Origin of the sequence: Microbacterium sp. bgisy203, from assembly GCF_965345155.1 — a bacterium.
GTDB lineage: Bacteria > Actinomycetota > Actinomycetes > Actinomycetales > Microbacteriaceae > Microbacterium.
The window spans coordinates 200,894-219,565 of the sequence record NZ_CBDRLZ010000002.1 but is presented as its reverse complement, the minus strand read 5'-3'; the positions used below and the strand labels follow the sequence as shown (position 1 = coordinate 219,565).

Below are 18,672 nucleotides of genomic sequence, written 5' to 3'. Positions count from 1 at the left end.
TCAGCTGTAGTCGGCCGCGTCGTCGGCCTCTGCCGCCATCGCCCGGTAGGGCTCGCTCTCTTCGCTGTCGAGCCACGCCCGGGCGTACTCGACGAGGACGGCGGGAGACTCCTCGGCCTCCTGCGCCGTCGCGAACGGTCCGATGCAGTCCTCCGAGGGACGCTCGTCGTCGCGTACGACGGTCTGCGACGTGAGGTTGTACCAATAGGTCTGCGAGGGTGCCATTGCCTTCACTCCGTTCGTCTCCCCGATCCTAGGTCACCAGCGGGGTACATCTCCGACACGCACAGCGGGCCGCGGGCGGTCGTGAGACCACCGCGCGGCCCGCTGTGGAGAGCCGGTCGAGCCGGTTCAGCCGCCGGCGAGCTCCGCGTCGGTGTCGCGGATGCGGTCCGCCATACGGTCGAGGGCCTGCGCCATGTCGTTGACGGCCTCGGCCGCGTCGTCCAGCGACGTGGTGAGCTCCGAGTACGCCGTGGAGTAGGCCTCCGAAGCGTTCTCGGTCTTGAAGCCGTCCTGCACGAGGTCATCGATGATGCCCTGCAGCTCCTTCAGCGTGTCGGTGACGGTCTGACGACCGTCGCGCAGCCGCTGTGCCGCGCTCTCCATCTCGCTGTACGTTGCACCGAAATCGTGTGCCATGAACCCGCCTCCCAGCGTGTCGTCTGCGGCGGGCCGAACAACCCACCGTCACCGAGGCTAACCAATTCCGGGCCACTTCGACACCAGCTATCCACAGGTTCGCTCATCCACAGATCGGGGGCGCGATCCACTCAGTCGAGATCCACCTCCCGCAGCGCGTCACCGGGTGACACGCGGTCGTCGTCTCCTCGCTCCACCTCGCGCCGTTTCCCCGGCGGCGTGACCGGGTTGGTCAGCATCGGCCCCGTCGACTACGGCACGGGAACGTCGGCCGCAGCCGTCGCGGCCCGCGCTGCGGCGCGCGTCGACGCCCCGGCGGAAGACGCGGACGCCGCTGCTCCGACGGGCGCATCGTCGGTGACGAGGGGCACCTGCATCGTGACCATCCGGCCGCCCTGCACGAAGATGCCGCGGCCGACGGGGAAATCGGAGCGCTTGACGCGGCCGAAGGGCGTCTTGAACACCGCCTCGCCGTCGTAGGTGTCGGGCTTGAGCACGATGCCCTGCCTACCCGCCTTCCACTCGCCCAGCACGCCGATGCTGCCGCTGGCCCGCGAGATCTCGGCCTCGCCGACGAGGATGTGCTCGCTGTCGTTCATCGCCTGCAGGAGTGAGCGCATGGGGCGGTCGGCGGGGCCGTCGGAGAGGTGCGTCATGTCTTCGACGACGATCATGATGCGCCCGCCGTACTGTTCACTCACGACGAGCTCGGCGAGCTCGGTCGCAAGCTCCTTCTCGTCGTCGGGTTTGGTGGCGCTACGCACCCACGGGCGGAAGTCCTTGAGCTCCGAGCGCCGACTGCCGAAGTGGTACAGCCGCACGTCGGGATCGAACCGCTCGACGGACGAGACGAGCGCCTTGAGGGCATTGGTGCGGCCGGATGCCGCGGGACCCGAGATCACGAACGACCCGACGGGTTCGAATCCGTGCGGCGCGAGAGTGTCGTCGGAGACGCCGAAGACGGGCATCCCCTCGACGCTCGCGGGCATCTCCCGGGCGGTGACCGTCGTCGGCAGCGCACCGATCTCGGGGAGGTCCCGCACGCCTTCGCGCCGCAGGCGATCGGCAAGGTCGCCGAGCGCCTTGGTCTGGTCGACGACGTTCGACGTGCCGCCGAGCACCGCGATCTGTGCCTCGTGCCCGTCGACGACGGCGCGGCCCGGGGCCGACTGCTCGTCGAGCACGTCACGCGGCACGCCGAGCAGCATGTACTGCGACGGGTCACCCATGCGGAGCACGACCTTGCGCGAGATGTTGGCGGCGACCGCGCTCGGCACGGCGTTGCCGCGGTCGGCGGTGAGGACGGTGTGGATGCCGAGGGTGCGACCCTCGCCGAGGATCCGCATGAACGTGCGGTAGAACGGCCCGCGGCCGGGCGCGACCTCCCAGTCCTTCTTGAACTCGGGGTAGTTGTCGATCAGGACGATGATGCGCGGCAGATGAGGGTCGGCGATCTCGCGGTATTCCTGGATCGACGCGGCGCTCGCAGCCGAGAACGCCGCCGCGCGACGGTCCATCTCCGCGTCGAGGGTGCGCAGCAGCCGCTGGATGCGTTCGACGTCGCCGCCGTCGACGACCGACCCGACGTGCGGGAGTACGGAGAGCGCGCCGAGGGCGCCCGTCGCGAAGTCGAGGCAGTAGACGTTCACACGGCCGAGGTCGGGACGCATGCCCGCGGCCGTGCCGATGGTCTTGAGCATCGTCGACTTGCCCGAGCCCGAGGTGCCGTAGATGACGAGCGAGCCGTCGCGGTCGGGGACGAACACCGCCGCTTCCTGCTGCTGCGACTCGGGCACGTCGATGAGCGCCATCGGGATGCGCGTGTCGCCCTCGTTGGGCAGGTCGGCGAGGTCGATGAGAGGCGACAGCTCGTCGAGCCACGGGCGCCGCGGGCGCGGCAGACGCGCCTGGTCGCTCGCGCGCACGAGCGTCGAGACGATCCGCTTCTGGTCGTTCGGGCCGAGGTCCTCGGCGTGCGCGTCGGAGTCGGCGGGACGGTCCGACTCCCATTCGGCGGCGGCGCCGAAGCGCAGCTCGGCGATGCGCACCTCGGCGACGGGCTCGTCGTCCTGCGTGGTCCAGCCGCCCGAGTAGGCCGACTGGAAGGGCACGAGGCGGCCAGGCCCGGTCTTGGCGATCGCGCGGCCCGGCACGTTCGGCGGGAAGCTCGCCGCGATCTCGTCGTCGACGACGTCGCGCGAGTCGGACTCGTCGGCCATGCGCAGGGCGATGCGCAGGTTCGTGTTGGCGCGCAGGTTGTCCTTGATGACGCCCGCCGGGCGCTGGGTCGCCATGATGAGGTGGATGCCGAGGGAGCGCCCGCGCTGGGCGATGTCGACGACGCCGTCGACGAACTCGGGCATCTCCGACGCGAGAGCCGCGAACTCGTCGATCACGAGGACGAGCGAGGGCGGGCATTCGGGGTCCTGACGCTTCTCGAGCTCGAGGAGGTCCTTGGCCTTCTTGCGGTTGAGCAGGTGCTCTCGGTGCTGCAGCTCGGCGCGCAGGCTCGTGAGCGCACGCCGCACGAGGTGCGGGCTCAGGTCGGTGACGAGGCCGACGCAGTGCGGCAGGTCGACGCAGTCGGCGAAGGCCGAGCCGCCCTTGTAGTCGACGAAGAGGAACGTGACGCGGTCGGGGCTGTGCGCCGCGGCCATGCCGAGCACCCACGTCTGCAGGAACTCCGACTTGCCCGCACCGGTCGTGCCGCCGACGAGGGCGTGCGGCCCGTGGGTGCGCAGGTCGAGCGCCATCGCGTCGCTCGCGCCCTGGCCGATGATGGCGCGGAGGGTTCCGGCCTTCTTCAGCCGCGGGCGGGGCGCCTGCGACCGGTCGACGATCGTGTTGTTCTGTCGCCACCGTTCGATGACGACGCCGGGGTCCTCGGCGATCGCCGGGTCGACGAGCTGGAGGAATCCGACCGAGGCGGGGATGTCGGAGGCGTCGTGGACGACGGTGCTCGCGTCGACGACCGGCGAGAGGCGGCGCGCGAACATCTGCATGTAGGCATTCGAGACGCCTTCCACGTGGACGTGCTCGAACAGCTCACCGCTGCGGACGAGACCGACGCGCGCGTCGGCGAGGTCGGCGTCGAGCGCGATGTAGCTCCGGCAGACGGCCGGCAGCGACTCGACGGTGGGCGAGACGAAGACGGCGTGCACGCCGTGGTCGGCGCCGCGCTCGAGGACGTCGGTGAGGCGTCCGCGGTCGACGGGTGCGTCGCCCGTCACGAAGACGACCACCGAAACGGGCGGGGTCTTCCCCCGGTCATCCGACGCGCGCGCGACGTCCGTGCCGTACAGCAGCGGGTTCCAGTCGTCCTTGAACGGCCCGCGAGGTTCGCCCCCGCCGCCGCCTCGGGCGACGTACTCCTCGAGAGCGTTCAGCAGTGCGGCGCTCGTGGGCGCCGAGTCGGCGAGGGCGAGACCGCGGAACGGGCTCCGTTCGCTGGAGGTGTGCGGCATCCATTTCAGCCAGTCGAGCTCCGACGTCCACGACGCGTCGGTGAACGCGACCGCCACGACGTCGTTCGGCGCATGGAGGCCGAACAGCTGCACCGCGACGCCGCGCATCGCGTCCGCGGCGACGGCGCGCGGGCCCGAGATGCCGATCGACCCGGCGGCCGACAGTGTGTCGAACACCGGAACGTCGTCGACGAACGCGTACCGTTCGCGCAGGCGGTCGACGCGTTCGATGTACTCCGGCAGACCGTCGGGGCTCTCGGCGTCGGCGATCGTGTTGCGTGCGGGTAGACGGCACGTGCCGAGCCGGAGGCCGAGGAAGTTCCAATGCTCGGGACGGCGCGTCCACAGCATCGGGCCGAGGCGCATCGCCTCGTCGAACACCTCCGCGACGGCCGGCGCTTCGGCGCCGCGCGCCTGCTCCTCTTCGGGTTTGCCGCGGTAGAGGTCTTCTTCGAGCTGCTCGAACTGCCTCTCGAAGAGGAGGAACTCGTGGTTCGTGCTCTTCTTGCTCTGCAGCGACTGGTTGACGAGGTTGAAGGCGGCCATGAGCGGCGTCATGACGATCAGCAGGAGTGAGCGGGGGTTGCCGTTGAGCGCGAACAGCGCCGCCCCCATGAGGATCGGAGCGATGAGGATCGGCCAGGGGAACACCTTGCCGACCTTCTCGGTGGGAAGGCGCGGAGCCTTGAACGCCGTACCCGGGTAGCGCACCTCGACGCGCGGGCTGCGGTTGAACATCAGTCCGCCGCCGCGCTCGATGACCGGGTCTTCCGTGGCCGTGCCGTCCCACGACCGCGTCAGGAAGACGACCAGGGTCGTGCCGCCGATGACGAACGGCGCGCCCTCCTCGATGCGCACGCGCTGCATCTGCACGCCGTCGACGAGCACGCCGTTGGCGGAGTTGAGGTCGACGACCTCGACGTACGCCCCGATCTCGAGGCGCGCGTGCCGCTTGGAGACCATCGGATCGGTGAGGACGATGTCGTTGCCGGCATCCCGCCCCACCGACATGTGGCCGACGGTGAGCGGGAACTCGGCGCCGGCCAGCGGGCCCGCCGTCGCGCGCAGCACACCGACGACCTCGCGCGGATCGGCGTCGAGGTAGCGGGCCCCGTCATCGACGACCGATACCGCGAAACCCGATCCGATCGGGGCCTCACCGATCGCGATGTCGGGATGGAGCGTCACCATGCGCGCGCCCGTCGGCGGCGCGACCGCGAGGGTGAGCGGGATGCCTTCCGCCGACACGATCGTCCGCGTGGGGTCCGACTCGGCGATACGGCGCGCGACATCGCCCGCGGTCGCCGTCGAATCGGTCGTCACGACGATGTCGACGGGGTCGCCTTCGTGTCGGTGCAGGGTGAGTTTCAGTCGCACGGCAGTCCTCCGGCATCCATTCTGCGCATCGTCTCCGACATCGCGCGCACCGCGCTCACGCCGGCACCACGTCCATCCAGCGGTCTCCGAGGAGGATTCGGTCGCCCGGGGCGGCGATGACGGGCGTGTCGGCGGGGAGCGGGTACTCGGCCCCTGCCCGGACGAGCACGCTGCCGTTCGTGGAGTGCCGGTCGACGACCTCGATCCCGCCCGAGGCCGGGCGCACCGAGAAGTGCGTCTTCGACAGCGAACGGGTCGTGTCGGGCACCGCGACGGCGCGTGTGCCCGGAACCCGCGCGGCATCGGGATCGCGCCCCAGCAGCAGCGCCTCGACGACGGCGAGCGTCTCTCCCGAGTCGAGACGCAGCGCGAAGACGGGTGCCTCGGCGGAGGCGGCGGGTGCGGGAGGCCCCTCCGGCGCGGGCACCGCCGGGACGGACGCGGGGACAGGCGCGGATGGTGCAGCGACCGGCGCGGGAGCAGGCGCCATCGGCTCGGGCTGCCCGCCCGCGGGAGTGGCGAGCGAGGCGCGGTCGGGCCCGGGAGCCGCGGGCGCCGGACCTGCAGGCGCCGAGGGCGCCGTGCGCGGCTCCTGGGGGCGCGCCACACCGAGGACACCCGCGCTGATGCGGGTCCCGGGGCGGTACTGGAGGGAGCCGTCGGCATCCGCTGCCGTCGCGAGCGACGGGAGCGACGACCGCTCCGGCACGGGCTCGGCCTTCACGGTCTTGCGCGCGATGCGCATGCGCTTCTCGTCGTAGGGGTTCAGACCCGAGCGGATGTCGACGAGCCAGGTGCGCGCCGCGTGATCGTGCCAGCCGCGGCCCCGCCGCTCGAGATCGAACGTCGACGACGAGAGCACGAGAGCCGGCCCCGCGACCGGCAGGATGCCGGAGGCCCCGACGATCACGAACCGCCAGAGCACCCACCAGACGCCCGGCCGCTCGAGCGAGCGCGCGTTAATCGTTCGGATGCCGGTCAACGCCTTCCCGATCGTGAGGCCCTTCCTGCCGTGGAGGATCCACTGGGCGATCGCGTACACGAGCAGGAGCGCGACCGAGATCGCCGACAGCACGACCGCGAGCACGAACCGGGGGTGGTTCACGAGTCCGTAGAGGGAGATCGACCCGTCGGCGAGCTTGGCCAGCAGCGGCCCCGCGCCCACCCACAGCGGCACCTGCAGGACGGCCCAGATCGCGAGGTCGCAGACGAAGGCGAGAGAGCGGCGTCCGAACGGGGCGCGCACGAGGCCCAGCCCCGCCGCGTAGGCAGGATCGGGCCTGCCCTGCGCGTCGACGCCTTCGAGCGCGTCGGTCTTCTCATCGACTTCCCAGATCATGCGACTTCCCAGATCATGCCGCGACCATCGCCCCGATCACGCCTGGGCGCCGCGGGGCGCTGCGCCGGGCACGAAGTAGCGCAGCGGCGAGAGCCCGGTGCGGACGATCGCGTCGCCGCCCGCGTCGAGGAACTGATCGAACGTCGCGACGCTCAGGGTGCCGGCGGGGTCGGCGACGATGACGTTGTCGACGACGGGCAGGAGCGTCGCGGTGCCCTTCGGCCACGCCGCGATCGTCACCGTCACCCCGGCGTCCGTCATCTGGATCTTCGGGTCGGCGACGTGCAGGTCGGGGCGCTGCAGCGCGGGCGCCTGCGCCTCGTAGGCACGCACGTTGTAAAGGCGAAGTACGCGCTCGAACCGCGGGGCGAGCTCCGGGAGGGCCTCGCGCCAGGCGAACGGCGCCCATCCTTCGGGGGTGAGCACCAGCGGGTGCGCGCTGATGAGCGGCCCCCCGCCCTCGTAGAGGGCCTCGGCCCGGTCGAGGACGTGCGCGACGGCATCCTCGTCGTCGGCGCCGATCACGAACACGGCATCCCGCGCGAGCGCGAACAGCACCGGCGGCCCGGCGAGGTCGACCTCGCTCAGCCGGGACGGGTAAATGAGCACGGAGGCCGCGACGGTCTCGTCGTCGATCGCGAGCGCGCCGCCCGCCACAGCCGGAAGGGCACCCGCCCGGCGGATCGCGTCGGCGGCGACCTCGCGGAACGGTCGCGACCACGCCTTCGCGTCGCCTTCCGTGACCGCACGCCCCGTCGCGGAGTCGTCGAGCCCGACGAACAGGTCGCCGCCGGCGTACTCGACGCGCGGGTGCGCGTCACCGGGAGCGGTGAGGGCGAGCACCCCCAACCCGGTCGCGCCGTACACGTGCGGCGTGAGGGTCTCGGCGAGGTCCTCAGGCGTCTGCGTCATCGTCACTGTCTCCCGTGAAGTTCCGGCCGGCGCAGGCAGGGCCGGTGAGTCAGGAGCAAGGCTACGGGATGACGACGGGACCGGCGAGCGCGACCACGTCGGACCACGACCACGCGAGGTCGAGTCGCGGAACCTTTTTCGCAGGCGTCGGACGCCGCATCGATACCCACCCCGTCGGCACGACCTGTATCGCTGCCCGTTCGGAAGGTAGTTCACCCACATCGCGGTACCTCACGACAACCAACGCGCGACCGCAAATCTCCCACCACAACGCCGAACGAGCGTCAGTGGCTGCGAGTTCGCGACTATATGGGCGGTCCTGAACCAGGTCGAGACCGATCGGCTGTCCGTGTCCGTAGGAACACTCGGCCCCCACGCCCTGCGCGAGATCACTCGCCCGATCCACACCTGGTCGCGAACCAGTAGCGGCACCCCATCGATCAGACGTCCGCTCACCTCGGGGTACCGTGTCCTCCTTCGCGGAACTTGCGCTCGATCGCCTCGACGATCGCCGCCCCTGTCGTCACGAGTGTGTCACCGTCGAACGAGACAACGGCCCCCGTGCGCAGCGAGGTGGGTTGCAGAGCGCTCGGCAGGCCCTATCACAGCTCGACCGATTGTGCTGTCCCGGGCCACATCCCTGGGTTATAGTCGCCGTCGAGATTGCCCCCGACGCCTGTGGCAGTCGACGGCACATCGATCACCGCCTCACGGATGCCGGTGGGAAGGTACCCACCAGGGATCCAGTGATCGTTCGCGCCCGCTTCATTGCCCGTCGGAATACGCAGCCCGTCGAGCTCGCCACTGAAGGTCGCGATGATGCGCGCACCGCGGCGCAGCTCATCCTCATCGATATCCGGCCATTCGAACCCGAGCTTCTCCATCACCCAGATCAGCTCATTCGGCAGCATCATCCCCACGCGAGCAACCTCCCCCGGCGACCCTAGACGACCATCAGCCTCTGCGTCGCGACGATCCACAGGTCACCGCGGAGTTCGCGAATCACCGCCCCCTGCGCGAATCACCGCTCGATGCGCGCGAACCGGGCGGTGACTCGCGGATCCGGTGGTGATTCGCGAGCAGGACGCCACGCCGGGGCGCGGAGCGGCGCGCGAAGCGCGATCAGTGGAAGAAGTGGCGCTCGCCGGTGAAGAACATCGTGACGCCCGCGGCGTTCGCGGCGTCGATGACCTCCTGGTCACGCACCGATCCTCCCGGCTGGATAATGGTGCGGATGCCGGCGTCGATCAGCACCTGGGGGCCGTCGGCGAACGGGAAGAACGCGTCCGACGCGGCGACCGACCCGGCGGCACGATCACCGGCGCGCTCGACCGCGAGGCGGCAGGAGTCGACCCGGTTGACCTGGCCCATGCCGATGCCGACCGTCGCGGAGTCGGTCGCGAGGACGATCGCGTTCGACTTGACGGCGCGGCAGGCCTTCCACGCGAAGGCGAGGTTGCCCTTCTCGGAGGCATCCGGCATCTCGCCCGTGACGAGCTGCCAGCCGTCGACGAGCGACTCGACCTCTGCGGGGAAGCGGTCGGCATCCTGCAGCAGGAGGCCTCCCGAGACGAGGCGCACGTCGAGCTGCTCCTGCTGCCAGTCCTCGGGCAGCTGCAGGATGCGCAGGTTCTTCTTCAGCCGGAAGACCTCCAGAGCCTCGGGCTCGAAGCCCGGCGCGACGATGACCTCGGTGAAGATGTCGCGGAGGTTCTCGGCCATCTTGAGGGTGACCGTGCGGTTCGCGGCGATCACGCCGCCGAAGGCGGAGACCGGGTCGCACTCGTGGGCGCGCAGGTGGGCCGACGCGATCGGGTCGAGGGCGGTGGGGGCAGCGACGGCGATGCCGCACGGGTTCGCGTGCTTGATGATCGCGACGGCGGGCTTGACCATGTCGAACGCGGCACGGAGGGCCGCGTCGGCGTCGACGTAGTTGTTGTAGCTCATCTCCTTGCCCTGCAGCTGCGTCGCCTGCGCGATGCCGTGGCCACCCACGCGCGTGTAGATCGCGGCGCGCTGGTGCGAGTTCTCGCCGTAGCGGAGCGTCGCGAGGCGCTCGGCCTTGATCGTGAGATGAAGCGGCAGGTCGTCCGGGTCGGCCAGGCTCTCTTCGGCGAACCACGTCGCGACGGCACGGTCGTACGCGGCGGTGTGCGCGAAGGCGCGCGCGGCGAGGTCGCGGCGGTGCGCGAGCGTCGTGCCACCCTCGCCCAGCGCCTCGATGATCGCGGGGTAGGACTCGGGCGAGACGGCGATCGCGACGTTCGCGAAGTTCTTCGCCGACGCGCGCACCATCGCGGGGCCGCCGATGTCGATCTGCTCGACGACAGCGTCGCCCGACGCGCCGGAGGACACCGTCTCGACGAAGGGGTAGAGGTTCACGACGACGAGCTCGAAGGGCAGGATGCCGAGCTCCGCCAGCTGCGTCTCGTGGTCTTCGAGGCGCAGGTCGGCGAGCAGGCCCGCGTGCACGCTCGGGTGCAGGGTCTTCACGCGCCCGCCGAGCGATTCGGGGAAGCCGGTGATCTCGGCGACGTCCTTCACCTCGAGACCCGCGTCGCGCAGCAGCGCCGCCGACCCGCCGGTCGACACGAGCTCGACGCCCGCACCGGCGAGCGCCTGCGCGAGCGGCAGCAGGTCGGTCTTGTCGCTCACCGAGATGAGCGCGCGCCGGATCGGCACGAGGTCGCGGTGACGGTAGAGGGCGGGATCGATGGACGGACCGGCCATGCGGGAACTCCTGGTGTCGGGTCTGGTGTCGGGCTGGTGTCGGGAAAGGGCAGGTTTAGGGGGTGGCGGCGACGGCGTCGAGGTCGATCTCGCCGGTCGCGATGCCGCGGACGACGTCGATCAGAAGCCGCCGCTCGACCGGCTTGATGCGCTCGTGGAGCGTCGCCTCGGTGTCGCCGGGGAGGACCGCCACGCGCTCCTGCGCGAGGATCGGGCCCGAGTCGACGCCGCCGTCGACGACGATGACGCTCGCGCCCGTCTCAGCGACGCCGGCAGCGAGCGCGTCGCGGACGCCGTGCGCGCCCGGGAATTCGGGAAGGTACGCCGGATGGGTGTTGATGAGGGCGGGGGCCCAGGCATCCACCACACCCTGCGGGAGCAACCGCATGAGACCGCTCAGGACGACGAGGTCCGGCGTCCACACGTCGATCTGGCGGCGCAGTTCGTCGCCCCACTGCTCACGCGTTTCGAACTCGCGGAAAGGGACGAGCACGGTGGGGATGCCGAAGTCCTCCGCGTGCACGAACCCGTCGGCCTCGCGATCGGCCCCGACGACGACGACGCGCGCCGGGAAGTCGGGCGAGGCAGCGGCCTCGAGCAGCGCACGCAGGTTCGAGCCCGTGCCCGAGATGAGGACGGCGACCGTGAGCACGCGCCCAGTCTACCGAGGCGTCTCGTCGCCCGAGGGCGCGGGTGCGGCGCCCTCGTCGGGGCGATCGGCGTCGGGTTTCGCGGCGGCGTCGGGGGCGGGTTCGTGGGCCTCGCCGGGCTCGCGGGCGGCGGCGCCGACATCGAGGGGCTGCGTCTCCTCGGCATCCGCTGCGCTTTCCCCCGCGTCGAGGTCCGCGAGACGGAACGTTTCCCCCGAGACGACACGCGACACGTCGCGTGTCGGCAGGAAAGTGCCGTCTCGCGGGTCGGCGTACGCGTCGGGGTGCGCGGCTGCGTACGGGTGGGAGCGGTGCACGGGGCTGAAAAGGGCGATCGCGGCGCCGACGGCGAGTTCCACGCCGACGGCGAGCGCCACGGCGCCGGGCGCCGGGCCGACCTCGGCGAGTCGCCCGGGACCGATCGACCCCGACGCGAGAGCCGCGAGAAGCGCCGCTCCCGCACCGCCACCGATGACGATGATCCCGAGCACGGCCAGTCGCGGCGCCGGGGTCCCGGCATCCGCCCCCTGCCGAACACGCGCCGTCGCGCCCGCGATGAAGCCGACCGCGACGATCAGGAGCACCGACAGGAGCATCCACGACGACACCGTCTCGGGGATGATGCCGAGCAGCGGGATGCCGGGGAGCACACCGATGTCGGTGCCCACCGGCGAGACCGTGGTCCCCGTCCCGAGGGCGAATCCGGGGCCGGCGGCGAAGGCCCCGCCCCAGACGACGAGCGTCGGAAGATAGGCGAGCTGACCGAGCTCGACCATCGTGGCGCCCAGCGCGTCGACATGCGCCGACTCGAACAGGGCGACGACCTGGCCGCCGCGGGCGAGCGTCGCGATGGCGACGAGGAGAGCTCCGACGCCGACGAATCCCGCCACCGCGACGCCGAGGCCGCGGGCGGCCGCCTCGGGGACGGACGCCCAGTCCGTGTCACGCGTGAGGCGCAGGCGCAGCGCATCGACCGGACCGTCGTCGCCGTGGCGCCACGCCCCGACGACCGCTCCCCCGAGTGCGGGGAGCGCGAACACCGCCGTCGGCAGCAGCAGCGCCTGCCAGCCGTAGACCGCCGCGACGGGGTTCGCCGACGAGCGCCACAGGAGCCAGGCGATGACCGCCGTGACGAGGGTGCCCGACGCGACCCCCAGGATCCATGCCCCGGCCCGCGCCGCACGCGCCCCCGATCGCGCCGCGAAGATCGCGACTCCGCCCGCGAAGGCGAGGGGTGCGAGGGAGAGCCAGAACTGACCGGCATCCGTGGGGATGCCTGTCGCCGTCAGATACTCGGGCGGCAGCGTGATCTGGAGCGGCACGAGGTTTCCGAGCTGCCAGATGCGCACCGACGTCGGCCAGAGCGTCCCCCAGTCCGCACCGCCGAGGCCGACCACCCAGAAGACGGTGAGGGGGGCGAGCACCGCGGCCACGCCGACGGCCGCCGCGATCAGGGCGTCGAAAGCGGCGAGGAGGGCGACGAGAAGGCGATTCATGCGGCTTCGACCCTACCCAGCGCCGACGCTCGGGGCGTGCGGGCGCGCGGCACGAGACGGAGCGGCCTCGCCATCGACTACCGTCTTCCTGGAGGATTTCATGTCAGCACCCCGCCGCACGGCAACCCGCCCCAGCGATTCGTCTCCCTCGGGAGCACTCGACCGCTTCTTCGAGTTCTTCGAGATCAGCAAGCGCGGGTCGACCGTCGGCGCCGAAGTGCGCGGCGGCCTCGTCACGTTCGTGACGATGGCCTACATCGTCGTCCTCAACCCGATCATCCTGTCGGGCAAGGAGGACGTCGCCGGCAACGCGTTGTCGTTCGGCGCCGTCGGCGCGGTCACCGCCCTCACCGCCGGTGTCATGACGATCCTGTTCGGCCTCATCACGCGCCTGCCGTTCGGGTTCGCCGCGGGCCTCGGCATCAACGCGTTCCTCGCCTTCAGCGTCATCGGCGAGGTCACCTGGCCCGAGGCGATGGCCCTCGTCGTCATCAACGGCGTCATCATCGTGCTCCTGGCCGCGACGGGCCTGCGGAAGATGATCTTCGACGCCGTGCCGGTGCAGCTGAAGCTCGCGATCACCGTCGGCATCGGCCTGTTCATCGCGTTCATCGGATTCGTGAACTCGGGCTTCGTGACGACGACGGGCGAGAACTCGCCGCCGGTCGGGCTGGGCATCGGCGGTTCGGTCGCGACCGTCCCGACGCTGCTCTTCCTCGTGACGCTGTTCGTCACCGGCATCCTCGTCGCCCGGAAGGTCAAGGGCGGCATGCTCATCGGCCTCGTCACGGGGACGGTGCTCGCCGTCATCGCCGAGGCGATCTGGCACCTGGGTTCGGCGGTCGACAACCCCGGAGGCTGGGGTCTCACGATCCCCGCGCTCACCGGGTCGCCCGTGAGCATCCCGGACCTCAGTCTCCTCGGAGCCGTCGACTTCTCGTTCGACCTCGAGCGCGTGGGCCTCGTCACTCTCGTGATGCTCGTCTTCACCCTCGTCTTCTCGAACTTCTTCGACGCGATGGGCACGATGACCGGGCTTGCCAAGGAGGCGGGACTCGCGGACGAGAAGGGCGACTTCCCGCGCATCAAGTCGGCGCTCGTCGTCGAGGGCGTGGGCGCGATCGCGGGCGGCCTCTCCTCGTCCTCGTCGAACACGGTGTTCATCGAGTCGGGGACCGGCATCGGCGAGGGTGCGCGCACGGGTCTTGCGAATGTCGTCACCGGACTCGTGTTCCTGCTGGCGATGTTCTTCACGCCGCTGACCTCGATCGTTCCCACCGAGGTCGCCGCGGCGGCGCTCGTGATCGTGGGAGCGATGATGATGGCGCAGATCAACAACATCGATCTGAAGGACTTCCGCGTGCTGCTGCCGGTGTTCCTCACCGTCACCGTCATGCCGATGACGTACTCGATCGCCAACGGTATCGGCGCGGGTTTCATCAGCTGGGTACTGCTGAACGCCTTCTCCGGCCGCGCCAAGTCGATCAGTCCCCTGCTGTGGATCGTCGCGGGCGGCTTCGTGATCTACTTCGCCCGCGGCCCGATCGAGGCGGCGCTGGGCGCCTGACGCCGCCCTCTCCGCCGCTCGCTCGCTCGCTCGCGAATCACCGCCCGATTCGCGAATCACCACCCGATTCGCGCGTATTCGACGGTGATTCGCGCAAGGGACGGTGATTGGCGAGCGGGGGCGGGGCGTCAGCGCGGGGCAGAGAGGGCGCAGCGCGCGGGCGCGAAAGAGGGGGCGGATGCCTCGGCATCCGCCCCCTCGACTCTCGCTCGGCGTGTCAGAGCCGGCGCGACGGCGTCAGAGCGCCGCGATGATCTCGCGCATGAGGGCCGCGGTCTCGGACGGCGTCTTGCCGACCTTGACGCCGGCGGCCTCGAGGGCCTCCTTCTTGGCCTGCGCGGTGCCCGCCGAGCCCGAGACGATGGCGCCGGCGTGGCCCATCGTCTTGCCTTCGGGGGCGGTGAAGCCGGCGACGTAGCCGACGACCGGCTTCGTCACGTTCGCCTTGATGTAGTCGGCCGCGCGCTCTTCGGCGTCGCCGCCGATTTCGCCGATCATGACGATCGCCTTCGTCTCGGGGTCGGCCTCGAACGCTTCGAGCGCGTCGATGTGGGTCGTGCCGATGATGGGGTCGCCGCCGATGCCGATGGCGGTCGAGAAGCCGAGGTCGCGCAGCTCGAACATCATCTGGTAGGTCAGCGTGCCCGACTTCGAGACGAGGCCGATCGGCCCCTTGCCCGTGATGTTCGCCGGCGTGATGCCCACGAGCGCCTCGCCGGGCGTGATGATTCCGGGGCAGTTCGGCCCGATGATGCGGGTCTTGTTGCCCTTCGAGGTCGCGTACGCCCAGGCCTCGGCGGTGTCGCCGACGGGCACGCCCTCGGTGATCACGACGAGGAGGGGGATCTCGGTGTCGATGGCCTCGACCATCGCGTCCTTCGTGAACGCGGGCGGAACGAACGCGATCGACACGTCCGCGCCGGTCGCCTCGATGGCCTCGGCCACCGAGCCGAAGACGGGCAGCTCGATCGGGTTGCCGTCGGCATCCACGTGCGACACGGTCGTGCCGGCCTTGCGCGCGTTGACGCCGCCGACGACGTTCGTGCCCGCCTTCAGCATGAGGGCGGTGTGCTTCGTGCCCTCGCCGCCGGTGATGCCCTGGACGATGACCTTGGAGTCCTTGTTGAGGTAGATAGACATTCTTCTCAGTCCTGTTCTCGTCGAGGGGTCAGGCCGCGGCCAGCTCGGCGGCCTTGTCGGCGCCCTCGTCCATGCCTGCGGCGAGGGTCACGAGCGGGTGGTTCGCGGCCGCGAGGATCGCGCGACCCTCTTCGACCTGGTTGCCGTCGAGGCGCACGACGAGCGGCTTGGTCGCCGTGTCGCCGAGGATCTCGAGCGCCTTGACGATGCCCTCCGCGACGGCGACGCACGAGGTGATGCCGCCGAAGACGTTCACGAAGACCGACTTGACCTGCTCGTCGCCGAGGATCACGTCGAGACCCGCCGCCATGACGGTCGCCGAGGCACCGCCGCCGATGTCGAGGAAGTTGGCGGGCTTGACGCCGCCGTGGTGCTCACCCGCGTAGGCGACGACGTCGAGCGTCGACATCACCAGGCCCGCACCGTTGCCGATGATGCCCACCTGGCCGTCCAGCTTGACGTAGTTGAGACCGGATGCCTTGGCCTTCGCCTCGAGCGGGTCGGCCGCATCCTTGTCCTCGAGCAGCTCGTGCTCGGGGTGGCGCACCTCGGTGGCGTTGTCGTCGAGGGTCACCTTGCCGTCGAGGGCGATGATGTTGCCCGAGGCATCCTGGATCAGGGGGTTCACCTCGACGAGGGTCGCGCCCTCGCCGGTGTAGACGTCGTAGAGCTTCACGAAGACGTCGGCCACCTTCGGGGCGAGTTCGTCGTCGAAGCCGCCGGCCTTGGCGATCTCGAGCGCCTTCTCGGCGTCGATGCCCGTCAGGGGGTTCACCTCGATCTTCGCGAGGGCTTCGGGGCGCTCGACCGCGAGCTCCTCGATCTCCATGCCGCCCTCGACGGAGCAGAGGGAGAGGTAGGAGCGGTTCGCGCGGTCCAGCAGCACCGAGAAGTAGAACTCCTTCTCGATCTGCGCGCCCGCCGCGACCATGACCCGCTTCACGACGTGACCCTTGATGTCGAGCCCGAGGATCGCCTTCGCGGCCTCGTAGGCATCGTCGGGGGTCTTCGCGACCTTCACGCCGCCGGCCTTGCCGCGGCCTCCCGTCTTGACCTGAGCCTTCACGACGACGACACCGCCGAGCTTCTCGGCCGCCGCCTTCGCCTCCTCAGGGGTGTCGGCGATGATGCCGGGGAGAACCGGCACCTCGTACTTCTCGAACAGGTCACGTGCCTGGTATTCGTAGAGATCCACGCGCAATCCTCCGCTGGGCGTCTGTGGTGTCGGTGTGCCGAAGAGCATCCCGAGGTCATCTCGTCGCCGAGAGGATGTCGAGGGATCGGCCAATCCCCCAGCCTAATACGCTCGTCCGGGTGCCCCGACCGTGCGCGTTGAGCGGGTGCGCGGCGCACGTGGTGGCTAGGCTTGGCCCGTTATGACCGATGCCGCTCCCGCCTCCGCCCGCAACACCGTCGTCGCCGCCGCGCTCGACCTCTTCGTCGCGCAGGGCTTCGAGGCGACCTCCGTGGAGCAGATCGCCCAGGCCGCAGGGGTCTCGCGCTCGACGTTCTTCCGGCAGTTCGGGGGAAAGGACGACGTCGTCTTCAGCGACCACGACGTGCTGCTCGCGCAACTACGGGAGTTCCTCGCCGAGGCGCGGCGCGATCCGCAGGAGAACCCGTGGGCGGCGGCATCCGCGGCATCCGTCGAGGTGTTCCGCCACTTCGCGGCCGACCCCGAGCTCGCCCGGCGGCGCTACGCCGTCGTCCGGCAGGTGCCGGCGCTGCGTGAGCGCGAGATCGTCACGGTCTTCCAGTACGAGCGACTCTTCGACGATTACCTGCGCGAGGCGCTTCCGGGTCTCGACCCGATCGACGCGGTCGCCTTCTCGGCGGCCGTCACCGCGGTCCACAACCACGTCCTGCGGCGGCTGCTGCGCGGCGCGGATGTGCCTGAGCACGTGCTGACGGATGCCTACGACCGCCTCATGCACCGCTTCGGCGTGCACCCCGACGCGGAGGACGCGCGCCCCGACGACGTCGTCATCGCGACGTTCCCGCGCCGCATGCCGATCGCCGAGATGGCCCGGCGGCTACGCGACGAGCTGTAGCGCGCAGGTCGCTCGCGGGTCCGCGCGGGGACTCGGGCGCGGTTCCGCGGGGACTCGGGCGCGGCCCGGGCTCAGAGCGCGTCGAACGCCGCGCGCACGTAGCGGATCGAGCGCTCGCCCGGGAGGACCGCCGCCTCCATCCGGTTCATGACGTAGGCGACCGTGACACCCCGATCGGCGTCGGCGGCGACGATCGAGCCGCCCCATCCGGCCCAGTAGGCGACGCGTCCCTCGGGCAGATAGGGGCTGGATGGCGCATCGCGCAGCCCCCACCCGAGGCCCCACCGCAGCGGTGCGCCCAGGACGAGGTCGGGCCCGGCAACGCTGTCCTCGAAGACGAGGTCGACCGTCTCCGGGCGGAGGATTCGCACGTCACCCACCTCGCCACGACCGGCGATCACGGCGTTGCTCAGCGCGACGGACCGCGCGTTGCCCTGCCCGCCCGCGCCGCCGATCCCCGCCGCGCGCCACTCCCGCGTGAGCGCGTCGGTCGCACGGACGACCGGACTCGTGAACGAGCGGAACGCGATCGTGTCACGCTCGATCGCGGCGCCGCCCCGCCCCGGCGGCACGACGTCGCTCACGCGGTGATCCTCGGTCGCAGGGAGCCCGAGCCAGAAGTCCGCGCCGAGCGGGCGCGCGATCTCCGCGGCGAAGACCTCGCCGAGCGACTGGCCGGTGACCGCCCGGACGATTCCGTGGACGAGGTGGCCGTAGTCGATGACCTGGTAGCCGCAGCGCGTTCCCGGCGGCCACCACGGCGCCTGCGCGGCGAGGCGGTCGGCCGCGGCATCCACATCGAGGATGTCGGCGGTCGTGACGGGCTGCTCCCAGCCCGAGACCCCCGTGCGGTGCTGCAGCACGTCGCGCACCCGCATGCTCTCCTTGCCCGCGGCGCCGAACGCCGGCCAGTAGCGCGCGACCGGCGCGTCGAGGTCCACCTCGCCGCGGTCGACGAGGACGAGGAGGGCGAGGGAGGATGCCGTCTTCGAGATCGACCAGACGTTCGTGAGGGTGTCGGCCTGCCACGGGCGGGTGCGGGCGGCGTCGGCCCAGCCTCCCCAGAGGTCGGCGACGATGCGCCCGTCCTCGATCACGCAGAGAGACGCGCCCAGGTCGTCCCCGGTCGCGAGGGAGGCCGCGAGGAGGTCGCGGAGCGGCGCGAAGCGCTCGTCCGCGGTGCCGTGGGCGGCCGCGTCCACGTCGGGCGTCGGGTGGTCCGAGGCGGCCGTGACGTCGCTGTCCGGGGTCATGGCGCGAGCCTACCCGTGCGCCCCGGCCGGTCGGTCAACGGGTCCAGGCGG

14 protein-coding genes are annotated in these 18,672 nt (G+C 70.9%); 2 read left to right on the top strand and 12 right to left on the bottom strand.

Going from position 1 to position 18,672, the window contains the following annotated elements; genetic code table 11:
• The 9 genes from ACRVYW_RS04385 to ACRVYW_RS04345 form a co-directional block, all read right to left on the bottom strand.
• Complete coding sequence (locus ACRVYW_RS04385; protein ID WP_431802064.1) at positions 1-225, bottom strand: hypothetical protein; 225 nt, start codon at positions 223-225, stop codon at positions 1-3.
• A gap of 126 nt (positions 226-351) precedes the next feature.
• On the bottom strand, positions 352-642 hold the full coding sequence (locus tag ACRVYW_RS04380) for a WXG100 family type VII secretion target (RefSeq protein WP_231370862.1): 291 nt from the start codon (positions 640-642) through the stop codon (positions 352-354).
• Positions 643-893: 251 nt separating this feature from the next.
• Entirely contained in the window at positions 894-5,483 is a 4,590-nt protein-coding gene (locus tag ACRVYW_RS04375; RefSeq protein ID WP_431802062.1) for an FtsK/SpoIIIE domain-containing protein, read from the bottom strand.
• Positions 5,484-5,538: 55 nt separating this feature from the next.
• The gene (locus ACRVYW_RS04370) at positions 5,539-6,822 is read right to left on the bottom strand and encodes an RDD family protein (protein ID WP_431802060.1); all 1,284 of its coding nucleotides are present in this window, start codon (positions 6,820-6,822) and stop codon (positions 5,539-5,541) included.
• Between the two features lie 36 nt (positions 6,823-6,858).
• Entirely contained in the window at positions 6,859-7,734 is an 876-nt protein-coding gene (locus ACRVYW_RS04365; RefSeq protein ID WP_431802058.1) for a hypothetical protein, read from the bottom strand.
• Between the two features lie 602 nt (positions 7,735-8,336).
• On the bottom strand, positions 8,337-8,654 hold the full coding sequence (locus ACRVYW_RS04360; RefSeq protein ID WP_431802057.1) for a hypothetical protein: 318 nt from the start codon (positions 8,652-8,654) through the stop codon (positions 8,337-8,339).
• 202 nt (positions 8,655-8,856) lie between these two features.
• A complete protein-coding gene (gene purH / locus ACRVYW_RS04355; protein ID WP_431802055.1) occupies positions 8,857-10,464 on the bottom strand; it encodes a bifunctional phosphoribosylaminoimidazolecarboxamide formyltransferase/IMP cyclohydrolase in 1,608 nt (535 codons plus the stop codon).
• A gap of 55 nt (positions 10,465-10,519) precedes the next feature.
• Positions 10,520-11,116: a phosphoribosylglycinamide formyltransferase gene (purN, locus tag ACRVYW_RS04350; protein ID WP_431802053.1), complete on the bottom strand. Its 597-nt coding sequence runs from the start codon at positions 11,114-11,116 to the stop codon at positions 10,520-10,522.
• 9 nt (positions 11,117-11,125) lie between these two features.
• The gene (locus ACRVYW_RS04345; RefSeq protein ID WP_431802052.1) at positions 11,126-12,610 is read right to left on the bottom strand and encodes a cell division protein PerM; all 1,485 of its coding nucleotides are present in this window, start codon (positions 12,608-12,610) and stop codon (positions 11,126-11,128) included.
• Between the two features lie 100 nt (positions 12,611-12,710).
• On the opposite strand from ACRVYW_RS04345, the gene ACRVYW_RS04340 reads away from it, so the two are divergent.
• A complete protein-coding gene (locus ACRVYW_RS04340) occupies positions 12,711-14,177 on the top strand; it encodes an NCS2 family permease (RefSeq protein WP_431802050.1) in 1,467 nt (488 codons plus the stop codon).
• A gap of 237 nt (positions 14,178-14,414) precedes the next feature.
• Here the strand turns inward: ACRVYW_RS04340 and sucD are convergent, their stop codons facing one another.
• Together sucD and sucC are read right to left on the bottom strand one after the other, a co-directional pair.
• Positions 14,415-15,317 (bottom strand): succinate--CoA ligase subunit alpha, encoded by a 903-nt coding sequence (sucD, locus tag ACRVYW_RS04335; RefSeq protein ID WP_431802048.1) that lies wholly within the window; start codon positions 15,315-15,317, stop codon positions 14,415-14,417.
• A gap of 28 nt (positions 15,318-15,345) precedes the next feature.
• Positions 15,346-16,512, bottom strand: a complete 1,167-nt coding sequence (gene sucC / locus ACRVYW_RS04330; RefSeq protein ID WP_431802046.1) for an ADP-forming succinate--CoA ligase subunit beta — start codon at positions 16,510-16,512, stop codon at positions 15,346-15,348.
• Positions 16,513-16,693: 181 nt separating this feature from the next.
• On the opposite strand from sucC, the gene ACRVYW_RS04325 reads away from it, so the two are divergent.
• The gene (locus ACRVYW_RS04325; protein WP_431802044.1) at positions 16,694-17,368 is read left to right on the top strand and encodes a TetR/AcrR family transcriptional regulator; all 675 of its coding nucleotides are present in this window, start codon (positions 16,694-16,696) and stop codon (positions 17,366-17,368) included.
• Between the two features lie 71 nt (positions 17,369-17,439).
• Here the strand turns inward: ACRVYW_RS04325 and ACRVYW_RS04320 are convergent, their stop codons facing one another.
• Positions 17,440-18,621, bottom strand: coding sequence for a serine hydrolase domain-containing protein (locus tag ACRVYW_RS04320; protein WP_431802042.1), 1,182 nt, complete (start codon positions 18,619-18,621; stop codon positions 17,440-17,442).
• Positions 18,622-18,672 lie beyond the last annotated feature (51 nt).

Excerpts from the sequence above, each read along its gene's own strand:
- ACRVYW_RS04385 (WP_431802064.1), bottom strand. The coding sequence starts at position 225 with ATGGCACCCTCGCAGACCTATTGGTACAACCTCACGTCGCAGACCGTC.
- ACRVYW_RS04380 (WP_231370862.1), bottom strand. The coding sequence starts at position 642 with ATGGCACACGATTTCGGTGCAACGTACAGCGAGATGGAGAGCGCGGCA.
- ACRVYW_RS04370 (WP_431802060.1), bottom strand. The coding sequence starts at position 6,822 with ATGATCTGGGAAGTCGATGAGAAGACCGACGCGCTCGAAGGCGTCGAC.
- ACRVYW_RS04365 (WP_431802058.1), bottom strand. The coding sequence starts at position 7,734 with ATGACGCAGACGCCTGAGGACCTCGCCGAGACCCTCACGCCGCACGTG.
- purH (WP_431802055.1), bottom strand. The coding sequence starts at position 10,464 with ATGGCCGGTCCGTCCATCGATCCCGCCCTCTACCGTCACCGCGACCTC.
- ACRVYW_RS04345 (WP_431802052.1), bottom strand. The coding sequence starts at position 12,610 with ATGAATCGCCTTCTCGTCGCCCTCCTCGCCGCTTTCGACGCCCTGATC.
- ACRVYW_RS04340 (WP_431802050.1), top strand. The coding sequence starts at position 12,711 with ATGTCAGCACCCCGCCGCACGGCAACCCGCCCCAGCGATTCGTCTCCC.
- sucD (WP_431802048.1), bottom strand. The coding sequence starts at position 15,317 with ATGTCTATCTACCTCAACAAGGACTCCAAGGTCATCGTCCAGGGCATC.
- ACRVYW_RS04325 (WP_431802044.1), top strand. The coding sequence starts at position 16,694 with ATGACCGATGCCGCTCCCGCCTCCGCCCGCAACACCGTCGTCGCCGCC.
- ACRVYW_RS04320 (WP_431802042.1), bottom strand. The coding sequence starts at position 18,621 with ATGACCCCGGACAGCGACGTCACGGCCGCCTCGGACCACCCGACGCCC.